Source organism: Acinetobacter gyllenbergii CIP 110306 = MTCC 11365 (genome assembly GCF_000413855.1).
GTDB classification, from domain to species: Bacteria; Pseudomonadota; Gammaproteobacteria; order Pseudomonadales; family Moraxellaceae; genus Acinetobacter; species Acinetobacter gyllenbergii.
In genome coordinates, this window is record NZ_ATGG01000018.1 from 1 (window position 1) to 10791 (window position 10791).

Consider the following 10791-nt stretch of genomic DNA (forward strand, 5'->3'; position numbering starts at 1 on the left):
GTCGATAAACAGATCAGTTCTACAGATAATCCATCATTAATGCCATGATAACCCTCTAGGCGTTGCAGCATGATTTGAGTATTTAGAGCTGTATTTTTAAAACCGCATACTCATCGCACGTTTTTGAGTGCCAACGCCTAATTTATCTAAGACGTTAAAGATATTATTCAACATTATTATTGCCTTATTCTTGATTGGCGAAAAACAACAAAAAGATCTGTCTGTTTCAACAACAAATTGTTAGCATTTTGTTTGATGATTGTGCATTCTTTTCCCTCATTTAAACCCATATTTTAATACTCAACTTCCTTTAAAGCGTTTTGTCCCCACCGCCATCTAGCAATGATTTAATATTATCGTCATAGTGAGAATCTCTGAAAACACCCGTTCATTTAAAGCCTTATGCTCTTAATCCTCTTTTCAAACTAGTCGATCTTCTTTCTATCCATTACAATCAGTTCTTTTTTATTCAGCGCAGCATATTTTGAGTAATTCCTCTCCCCAATTAAAACGTGGGCTAAAAAACCGTCATATCCAATTGATTGCGATGGGTGGTGCTGTGGGTACAGGTCTGTTTTTAGGCTCAGCTCAGGCAATTCAGTCCGCAGGCCCTTCGATTATTTTGGGCTATGCCATTGTCGGTTTGATCGCATTTTTGATCATGCGACAAATGGGTGAAATGATTGTAGAAGAACCTGTAGCAGGTTCGTTCAGCTATTTCTCACAAAAATATTGGGGAAGCTTCGCTGGCTTCTTGTCGGGTTGGAATTACTGGGTGGTTTATATTTTAGTGGCAATGACTGAGCTGACAGCGATTGCCAAATATATCCATTATTGGTGGCCACATATCCCTGCATGGATCTCGACTTTGTTTTTCTTCATTGTCGTCACCTGCTTAAATCTAGGCAATGTGAAGTTTTATGGCGAATCTGAATTCTGGTTGGCCATTATCAAAGTTGTTGCCGTTATTTCAATGATCCTGTTCGGTTTGTACCTATTACTGACCGCTGGAGCAGATTCGACTGCAAGTTTCACTAACTTATGGCAACACGGTGGCTTTTTTCCGCATGGCTTCTCAGGCTTGTTTTATATGCTGGCCTTTTTAATGTTTGCCTTTGGCGGCATTGAGTTGATTGGTATGACCGCTGCTGAAGCAGAAAATCCAGAAAAAAGTATTCCTCAAGCCGTCAATCAAGTGATTTTCAGAATTTTGGTTTTTTATGTAGCATCACTGGCGATCATCATGTCATTGATTCCTTGGAATCAACTTGATCTAGGGGGTTTGGATAAAAGCCCTTTCGTGATGATTTTCAGTCAATTAGGCATTGATTGGGCGGCGCATTTACTTAATTTTATTATTTTGACCGCAGCACTCTCGGTGTATAACAGCGGCATGTATGCCAATAGCCGTATGTTGTTTGGGTTGGCGGTACAAGGTAATGCGCCTAAGATTTTTGCTAAAGTCACTCAGCAAGGCGTACCAATGCCTGCTGTGATTTTTTCTTCTGTTCTTATTTTCGGTTGTGTCTTACTGAATTATTTTGTTCCAGAACAAGCGCTAAGCCATCTGATGTATATGGCTGTAGCAGCTTTGGTCTTAAACTGGGCGATCATTAGCTTTACCCATTTGAAATTTAAGCGTGCCATTCGATTAGAAGGCAAGACTGTAAAATTTCCAGCGTTATTCTCACCGTTTAGTAACTATCTGGTTCTCGCATTTATCGTCATGATTTTATATATCATGTGGACACAAGGCTTTAAAGAATCTGTGATACTGATTCCGGTCTGGATCATGTTTATGTTCGGATTATTTAAAGTTTTAAAATGGAATAAATCGCTTTAAAGCATAATCAGTCTTTCGCATCTACAGCACTCAACCATAAAACTGTAGATGCGTTATCCTCTATGCGAATCATAAATTTAGAGATCATAGGCCTGATTTGTTATCAGCTTACTCAATTTGCTACTATAGCTCTGTCCCCTTCATTACGCTATCCAATGTCCGAACCTCAATTCTCTCTTAGTGATTATCTCTCAGCGGTACAGGAAATTATTCGCCTGTCTTTTGATGAGCCTGTCTGGGTCAAAGCTGAGATTCGGAATTTAAATATTAAAGGTGGGCATTACTATCTTGAACTGGCTGAAAAAGAACAAGATACCGATAAAGTCATCGCAAGCTGTAAAGCCACGATTTGGAAATTCACTGCGGCTAAAATGGTGCTCAAATTTGAGCGCGAAAGTGGTATAGAACTCTCAAAAGATTTAAATGTACTGATTAAAATCAAGGCTCGTTTTGATCCGCAATATGGCTTTTCGGTCAATATCGAGGACATCAACTCAAGCTTTACCTTAGGCGATATCGCAAAACGTTATCAGCAGATCTTAGCTAGATTAAGCAGTGAAGGATTGGTACATCTGAATAAACAACTACCAACACCCTTTGATATTGAACATGTGCTGGTGATTGCACCAGAGAATGCAGCAGGATTGGGCGATTTCAAAAAAGATGCGGATGCATTACACAAAGCAGATGTTTGTCATTTTGTTTATCACACCGCGACCTTTCAGGGAAATACAGCCGCGCATAGTATTATGGAGTCTTTAAGCTCAGGGCTACGCCAATGGGCAAAAGACTATACCTTACCACCAGATTTGATCGTGATCATTCGTGGTGGTGGCGCCGTCAATGACTTAGCTTATTTAAATGACTATGATCTGGCTGCCCTGCTGTGTAAACGTAAAGTCCCAATCTGGGTGGGAATTGGGCATGAAAAAGACCGAACTATTTTAGATGAAATTGCACATCGCTCCTTCGATACACCGAGTAAAGTGATTGCTGGGATTCGTAATGTGATTTCAGAACGCTCGCAAGATGTCATGGATCATCTACAAAGGATTCAACTGCTTTCTCAACATCAAATTACAGCCTATCAAAGCCACAATGATCAGTTGCTTAATCGCATCAAATCGCAGGCTGAAAATCAAATTAGTACCAGCCATCTACACTTGCAAGTGGCGAAATCAGCGCTGCAATATTTTGCCAAACAGCAACTTAAAACCGCTTCGACACACATTGAATCTTTAATGCGGGAAACATTATTGCAAAATCCTAAAAATGTTTTAGCAAAAGGTTATGGCATTGTCCGTTGTGAAAATAAAGCAGTTCGCTCAATCCATCAGGTGCATTCGACAATTTCCATTGAAATGCAAGATGGCTATATCCATGCTAATGTAAATGAGGTAATTCATCATGACTAAGAAAGAGTTAAGCTTTAAGGAAGGTTACGAACTATTAAAAAGGAATGCCGATCTACTTGAAACGCAAGAAGAGCCGGATATAGATAATCTGATGAAGATCGTTGAAGAGTCAATGACGGCCTACAAAGCATGTAAATCACGCGTGGATGCTGTACAACAAGCATTGAATGAGACCTTTAAAGAGAATTAATTTCTAGTGTAAAGAAGTCAGTTCTATAATGAATCCTAAGAAACGATGACCATGTCGCGATAAAATTATGCTGCACTGATCTCGGCATTTTATTTTAAATCTTGAACACTTTCATGAACGAAGAAGTGTTGTCGCAACCACACTAACAACACCTTCATACGCTCTTGATTTACGGTATAAACTTTATAGGTTTGCCATTGATTTGTACACGGAAATTACTGAGCCTTACGCTCTTTATTCACTAAATATTCAACGACTTGAACAACTTTATTATCTCCACCTTGGACAATATATTTACCATTTACCACAACTGCTGGGACACCCGTAAGTTGATATTTCTGCGCCAATTGGTTTGATTCTGCAATTTTTGCCGTAATCGGGAAAGAGTCAAAGGTACTATTAAATTTTGCCTCAGAAACACCATATTGAGTAAAAAACTTGGCAAAAGCTTCTTTTTGTAAAACCTTTTCCTTACCTGAAAAGTTGACATGGAATAATGGGAGATGGGTACGTTTACGTACTCCTAAAGCCTCACTCACATAATATGCACGAGCGCCTTGTTCCCACATTGGATTCATTGCAGCTGGCGTACGCAGAAAATAAACATCTTTAGGAATGGTCTTTAACCAAGACTGCATATGTGGTTCTAATTTAAAGCAATAAGAACATCCATACCAAAAGAATTCTCGCACTTCGATTGTATTGGCTGGTGCTGAGGTTTTTACTGGATTTTGAACCACGGTATAATCTTTACCGGCAATAAAATCTGCGGCCATACTCGGTGTTGAAAATACTGCAACAATTGCAGCCGCACTGGTTAAAATAAACTTTTTCATTTAACTTATAGCTCTTACAGTCACTTCTAATCTAGTTAATATTTGCATTAAAATAAATATTTTAATCAGACATTAACCCCGACTTAATGATTACTCATTTAAAAAATCCCAAACACTCCGCAAAGTGAATGGGATGACGATATAAATATTTCACTGGAGGAACGTATATCGCTAAGTTATTATTTTTACCATACACTCAGCCTTAAAATAAATACCACATCACAAAAATACACATATCAACCTGTTTAATTAACCTTATTTTATATATGGACAAGTTGCTAGCATATCCGTTTCAGTATCAATAACTTTCGTTTTTATGTCGAGTAAACTTAACATGGTCGGAAATAAATTATCCTGACTCAATTCATTATTTTTTTGTGTCGACAAACATTTTATCTGCTCAGGGTTGGACTGTTTCCAACGTGTAGAGAACCACATGATCATCGGAATATGCGTTTGCTGTTGTGGTGCGATCATATAAGGTGCACCGTGTAAATACATACCACTTTCACCGGTGGACTCCCCATGATCAGACAAATACCATAAGCCAGTTTCATACTGTGTATTCTGTTTTAATGTTTCAACTAGCTGACTCAAGATGTAATCGGTATATAACAAGGTATTGTCATAGGTATTTTGCAAAGCTTCACGACTACATCCTTGAATAGCATTGGTATCACATGTGGGCCTAAAGACTTTAAATTCGGCTGGGACTCGCTTGTAATACGCAGGGCCATGACTGCCTAATTGATGTAATACAAGCAAACGAGGTTGAGTATCCCCTGGCGGAATAGATTGTAGATAGGATTTCAGACTATCAATTAAGATCTCATCAAAACATTCTCCACCTTTACACCACTTTTTCTGAATTGGTTCTGCAATCTTAAACGTCTCTACCCGGTCACAAACGCCCTTACAACCAGAATTATTTTCAATCCAAGTGACCTGATAACCAGCGCGCTGTGCAATATCAAGTAAGCCCTCTCTACGAGTGGCTAATCGTTCGTCATAGGATTTACGGGGCATCCCTGAAAACATACATGGAACAGAAACAGCCGTTGCCGTTCCACACGAACTCACTTTAGAAAAGTTCAATATGTCTTGTTGAGCCATTTCTGGATTGGTGAGTTTGTTATATCCATTTAAAGAAAAGTTTTCCGCTCTGGCTGTTTCACCCACTACAAGTACCATCAGCTTAGGTAATGCATTTTCACGTTGCAAAAGCCTTGCATCTTCACCATAACTGATTATCGGTAGATTCTTTTTAGGTGCTTTCTTTTTGTAATATGAAACAAAAGAGGCAATCATATTTTGTGGTGAAATCATTCCTTTTAAGCTGCGATTTTCACGAAAAATAGCGGCAAAATCGACATAGAAAATAAACAACATAATAATGACGATGGATAAAGAAACAACAGTAGTTAGAATTTTTCTGGTAATCTGAAAAATAAAAGGCTTGGTTTCAAGTCTAATTTTAACCATAGCAACAACAAAAATAGGGAGAATGATCATTCCCAATACCCAAACCAAAAGATACCAAGACCAAAGGTCTCGTGCTTCTGTAAAGTTGGTTTGCATCATGTTCTGGATTTGATCAGAAGTAATCCATACACCAAGTGAAGTTACGGTATAGGATGCAAATCCGCCAATTAAGATCAGAAAAATCGCAATGGGTTTTGCTGTCCAACGCCAGTTAAAAATCTGAAATATAAAATTATATGTAAAGATAACCACCAATATAGAAGCCATCAAAAACAGAAAACTTTGAAAACCTGAATAAGGGGTAAGATCTTGAATTTTTATAAAGAACGAAAAGTTTAAAAATAGACCTAACCAGATGGCCAATATAAAATTAAACTTTAATAATGAAACATCCTTACAAAATATTTTTTTAAACCAAAGCATTTCCAAACTTCCAAAAAGACACCCCAGCCTTTAAAAAATAAAACCCGAAATAAAAATTACATCACTCTAATTTCAAAAGTATATCTCAAATTTAATCTATATTTTAAATATGACAAAAATGTAATTTACACGTCATAATTTAAAAAATTAACTATAAAATAAAATATAAGAAGGAATAAAAAAATTATACGCCGATTAATTTAAGCTTGATGATGTAATGTGCACCGAGCTATATAAACAAAGTCAAAACAGCAAAAAATTGGCATAAAAAAACCACATCTGAGGATGTGGCAAAAGGTGTCGCTGTGCTTAAACTGCTTTACAATAATTTTAGGGTAGAACGGTTTGCTTAAATGAAACTGAAATGAAAGCATCATTCTTGGACATTTTGATCTTGAATATCATGTTATTCAGTCAGACCAAGCTTATCGCTCATAATGATTGGAAAGCATAAGTAAACAAAAAAAGCCCTTGTATTCACAAAGGCTGTCTGAATTTTGCTAAAACAATTAATGCTAAAAAACGCTTAGAACGCATTGTTAAATTTTAATCTGACTCCCCAGTTCCACTACACGATTAGTCGGGATTTGATAAAAATCACTGACTGGGCTGGTATTACGTTGCATTGAAATAAATAAATGCTCCCGCCAAGGCGCCATGCCATCCCCGACACTATGCATGATACGTTCACGTGAGATAAAGAAGCTAATCTGCATCAAATCGTATTCAAACTCTAGCTGCTCATAGGCTTGAGCCAATGCACGTGGTACATTCGGCTCATCTTTAAATCCATAGAAAATTTTAATCCGATAGAAATGATTATCTAAAGTTTCAACATCAATGCGTTCTTCTTGTGGGACATAAGGGACATCTTCTATCACCACCGTCACCAGAATATTCCGCTCATGTAACACTTTATTGTGCTTAATATTATGCAACATGGCATGTGGAACCACATTCGGCGTACCCGTGAGGAATACCGCATCCCCTGGTACACGATATACGCTATCACCAATACTTCTTAAAAATAAATCGAGTGACAATGTGTCATGTTCAAGCTTGGCAAAAGTGAGCTCTCGACCTCGCTTCCAAGTCATGAGTATGACCATTGCTACAGCGCCAATTAATAATGGTACCCAACCGCCTGAGAATATTTTTAAAGATGCAGCGGCAACCAAAACTGACTCTAGAATGAAAAATGGAATAATCAGTAGAAATACCTTCGGTAAGCTCCATTTCCAAGCATAGTAAATAAAGACCGCAACCAAAATCGTATCGCATAGCATGGTTAATGTAACCGCTAGACCATAAGCACTGGCAAGGTTTGAACTGGTCTGGAAGATTAAAATCAGAATTAAAATTGCGATCAGTAATAGCCAGTTTAGAAAAGGCACATAAATCTGCCCTTCTTCTGAATCAGAGGTATGTTTAATCCCTAGTCTTGGTAAATAACCCAATTGAATTGCTTGGCGTGCCAAGGAAAACACCCCAGAAATAACCGCTTGTGAAGCAATCACCGCCGCCATAGTCGCCAAGATAATCATCGGGTATAACGCCCAACTTGGCACTAATAAATAGAATGGGTTTTCAATCGCTGTTGGATTTCGCAGTAATAATGCACCTTGGCCTGCATAATTTAAAACTAAGCAAGGTAACACGACACTGAACCATCCAAAACGAATTGGACGTGGCCCAAAGTGCCCCATATCGGCATACAGCGCTTCCCCACCCGTGACCGTTAACACCACGGCCCCCATAATAAAGAAAGACTGAACCGGATGAGTAAAGATAAACTGTATTGCCCAATGTGGACTCACCATCCCCAGTACAACGGGTGTCTGTATCACACTGGCAATCCCTAAAATGCCAAGTGACAAAAACCAGACTAAGGTGATTGGTCCAAAAAACTTACCAACAAAGGCTGTGCCATGTTTCTGCATCAAAAACAGCGTGGTCACAATCACTATCGCAATGGGCACAATGAAGGGATCAAGCACATTGGTGGCAATCGATAAGCCTTCAACTGCAGAAAGAACGGATATGGCTGGGGTGATAATCCCATCTCCAAAGAACAAAGATGCCCCGATAAAACCAATTGCAATCAGATAGATTTTTTTTGTTTCTGATAATTTCGCTTTACGCAGGTTCAAGGCCAATAAAGCCATGATCCCACCTTCACCATTATTGTCTGCACGCATGACAATCGCGATGTATTTAATACTGATGATCAGCATTAAGCACCAGAAGATAATCGACAAAATACCTAATACATTTTCAGGTTGAATCCCCAAACCATGAGCCGCATGGAAGGATTCCTTTAATGCATAGAGCGGACTAGTTCCGATATCTCCAAAGACCACCCCAAGCGCTGCCAACGCGGTGGCAGGCAATGCTGCTTTTTTTGTAGTATTTTGCATAATGAGCTTTCTTTAACTGTTATAGGGCAAAACTTTGGTCATTTATTTTCTTTAAGCATATGCTCTATTTCTCGTGAAGAATACCCTCTCTCTTTAAGAATCTGAACAATAATCTGCTGTATTTCTTTCGATGCACCGACATATTTTTCGACCAGCACATCTAAGCTATCCCCCATCAGTATGTCTTTTTTATTAAGAAGCAGGTTATGAACATGATTGTCTTGATCAGATGTATTAAAGAAACCCATTAACCTATCCATAAGAATGATTGCAAAGTATATTTTAATAAACTTAAAAAAATGGCCGCGTAAAATTTGCGTAAATTTTTAGGCTACGGTTCCTAAACTCAGAATGTTCCAGCTCTTCTAAAAACACCTTCGGAGATCTAGCTTTAAGAATAAATTTAAGTTCGGGTTACTTTGGCTCGATATTGTTCAAGTCAACATTGTAGATGCTTGTTATTTAATAGTTACACTTGTTCAATATCACCTAGAATAAGGAAGATTGTCTTTTCCAATGGATGTGATTTTTTATGTGGAAGAAAAGCATAAAGAAAATGGCTTAAGCTATATTGATGCAAAACAGAATCGAGTAGTTACTACACATGGTTTTTGTTCTACTTTCCGTGACTGGTCAGCAGACAGAACTGATTACCCTCGTGAGGTGTGTGAGCACGTACTTGCACATAAATTACCAGATGAAGTAGAAGCTGCTTATCTACGTGGAGCTTATCTAGAAAAACGTAAAGGTCTAATGGCTGATTGGGCTAAATTCTGTAGTATGCTCTTTAACTAGATAACATAAAATGAATGTTTCAGAAATTTAAAACTGGAACAAAAACACCTACTATATAAAGACCAATATAGTGCAAATACTAAAGTGTAAAAATAAAACCCAATAGATCATGACAGACAGCCCCCAAGGTATTCACCAGTGCCAACAATTATACCGTCAGTAGCAACTCTCAATAACACTCCTGATGCTCAGTTAGTTCCCGATGTTCCCATAGGTTTTCCTAAATTCAATCAAAATTCACAATTTTTTAATATCTGAAATTCCTTCTTTTAGCCTGCTTTAAATAATACTTGTTAAAAATAAAAATCCCAGGTAGTAGTGAAAGAGCAAAAAAAACTAGATTAAAAATGAAATAATAATTATTTTTTGATATCAATTCCCTATAGCCATTAATTTCTGATCCAATAATCAGTGGAGCTGCAAAGAAAGGAATCATAAGTATATAAACAATTATTCCTATTAAATCGCTAACTAAGCTTTTCTTGTTGCTTACTGCCATAAGAATTTTAGAATATACATATATTATAAACATAAAATATATACAAAAAATCAAAAAGAACAAAAATGCATAGAACCACATCATGGAGCACATCCTACTTGTATATCGTTTGGTTTTAAACCACCGCCAACGTATTCTGATGAGCCAACCACCAAGCCTTCGAATACTGCACCAGCAAACATACCAGGATTACGATTGTATCCGCGAGTTCCTAATGGTTTTCCTATCATATTTACTCTTGTACCAAATCTACTTAGTACATGATTGACAGGGCCACCTATTGCACCAACAGCAGCATAGGAACCACAATCCAAAAAAAGACATAACATATTGTTTTTAAAAATATTACAAGAAGATTAACCTACCACACTTGCAACTCCTGAACCGACAGATATTCCTTGCCATCCTCCAGTGATACCATCAAAGATACCTCAAGCAATATCACCATCGTGGAGCTTATCTAAAAAAACGCAAAGGATTAATGGCCGATTGTGCAGAATTCTGTAGTACGCTACTTCGCTAGGCAACATAAAATGAATGCTTCTGAAATTTAAACCAGGAACAAAACACCTACCCTATATTTGACCACTATAGCTCTAACCTCATGTCACCTTATAAATAAGATTAGCTCTTTAAACAATAATACTATTTCATTTTTATTTCACAAAATACCCTAGTTTTTTAAGATCTTTTAAGAATTTATTCTTGAAAAATAAAATTCCAGGAAATAAACACAATATGTATCCCAAAAAAAGGAATACATTAATCAAGATTTCATTTTTCAACTTTAAATGTAAATCCTCAATTAAAGTAAATGGCAGAAGAAGTGGGAGAACTATATAAATGGCAAAAATTAAATACACCAAAGCACTAATAATATGTTTGAAAAAA

At 37.5% G+C, this 10791-nt stretch carries 7 protein-coding genes and 2 pseudogenes; 4 read left to right on the plus strand and 5 right to left on the minus strand.

Annotated features, from left to right (window positions below):
• Positions 1–174: pseudogene (locus F957_RS21900) on the minus strand (hypothetical protein); the annotation flags it as partial.
• A gap of 310 nt (positions 175–484) precedes the next feature.
• On the opposite strand from F957_RS21900, the gene F957_RS08635 reads away from it, so the two are divergent.
• The 3 genes from F957_RS08635 (at position 485) to xseB (ending at position 3448) form a co-directional block, all read left to right on the plus strand.
• A complete protein-coding gene (locus F957_RS08635; protein WP_016542000.1) occupies positions 485–1843 on the plus strand; it encodes an amino acid permease in 1359 nt (452 codons plus the stop codon).
• A 155-nt stretch (positions 1844–1998) separates the two neighbouring features.
• The gene (gene xseA, locus F957_RS08630; RefSeq protein ID WP_016541999.1) at positions 1999–3258 is read left to right on the plus strand and encodes an exodeoxyribonuclease VII large subunit; all 1260 of its coding nucleotides are present in this window, start codon (positions 1999–2001) and stop codon (positions 3256–3258) included.
• A complete protein-coding gene (gene xseB / locus F957_RS08625; RefSeq protein ID WP_016541998.1) occupies positions 3251–3448 on the plus strand; it encodes an exodeoxyribonuclease VII small subunit in 198 nt (65 codons plus the stop codon). The genes xseA and xseB overlap by 8 nt, the downstream gene beginning before the upstream one ends.
• A 215-nt stretch (positions 3449–3663) precedes the next feature.
• On the opposite strand, the gene F957_RS08620 is transcribed toward xseB, so the two are convergent.
• From F957_RS08620 to F957_RS08605, 4 genes are all read right to left on the minus strand, one after another.
• Positions 3664–4284 (minus strand): thiol:disulfide interchange protein DsbA/DsbL, encoded by a 621-nt coding sequence (locus F957_RS08620; RefSeq protein WP_016541997.1) that lies wholly within the window; start codon positions 4282–4284, stop codon positions 3664–3666.
• Positions 4285–4539: 255 nt separating this feature from the next.
• Entirely contained in the window at positions 4540–6189 is a 1650-nt protein-coding gene (locus F957_RS08615) for a phosphoethanolamine transferase (RefSeq protein WP_016541996.1), read from the minus strand.
• 539 nt (positions 6190–6728) lie between these two features.
• On the minus strand, positions 6729–8606 hold the full coding sequence (locus F957_RS08610; RefSeq protein ID WP_016541995.1) for a potassium transporter Kup: 1878 nt from the start codon (positions 8604–8606) through the stop codon (positions 6729–6731).
• A gap of 38 nt (positions 8607–8644) precedes the next feature.
• Positions 8645–8854, minus strand: coding sequence for a hypothetical protein (locus F957_RS08605; RefSeq protein WP_016541994.1), 210 nt, complete (start codon positions 8852–8854; stop codon positions 8645–8647).
• A gap of 289 nt (positions 8855–9143) precedes the next feature.
• On the opposite strand from F957_RS08605, the pseudogene F957_RS08600 reads away from it, so the two are divergent.
• Positions 9144–9401: pseudogene (locus F957_RS08600) on the plus strand (integrase); the annotation flags it as partial.
• Positions 9402–10791 lie beyond the last annotated feature (1390 nt).

What these genes read in the sequence shown, in the direction of transcription:
- F957_RS08620 (WP_016541997.1), bottom strand. Translation starts at nt 4,284, where the DNA reads ATGAAAAAGTTTATTTTAACCAGTGCGGCTGCAATTGTTGCAGTATTT.
- F957_RS08610 (WP_016541995.1), bottom strand. Translation starts at nt 8,606, where the DNA reads ATGCAAAATACTACAAAAAAAGCAGCATTGCCTGCCACCGCGTTGGCA.
- F957_RS08605 (WP_016541994.1), bottom strand. Translation starts at nt 8,854, where the DNA reads ATGGGTTTCTTTAATACATCTGATCAAGACAATCATGTTCATAACCTG.
- F957_RS08615 (WP_016541996.1), bottom strand. Translation starts at nt 6,189, where the DNA reads ATGCTTTGGTTTAAAAAAATATTTTGTAAGGATGTTTCATTATTAAAG.
- xseA (WP_016541999.1), top strand. Translation starts at nt 1,999, where the DNA reads ATGTCCGAACCTCAATTCTCTCTTAGTGATTATCTCTCAGCGGTACAG.
- xseB (WP_016541998.1), top strand. Translation starts at nt 3,251, where the DNA reads ATGACTAAGAAAGAGTTAAGCTTTAAGGAAGGTTACGAACTATTAAAA.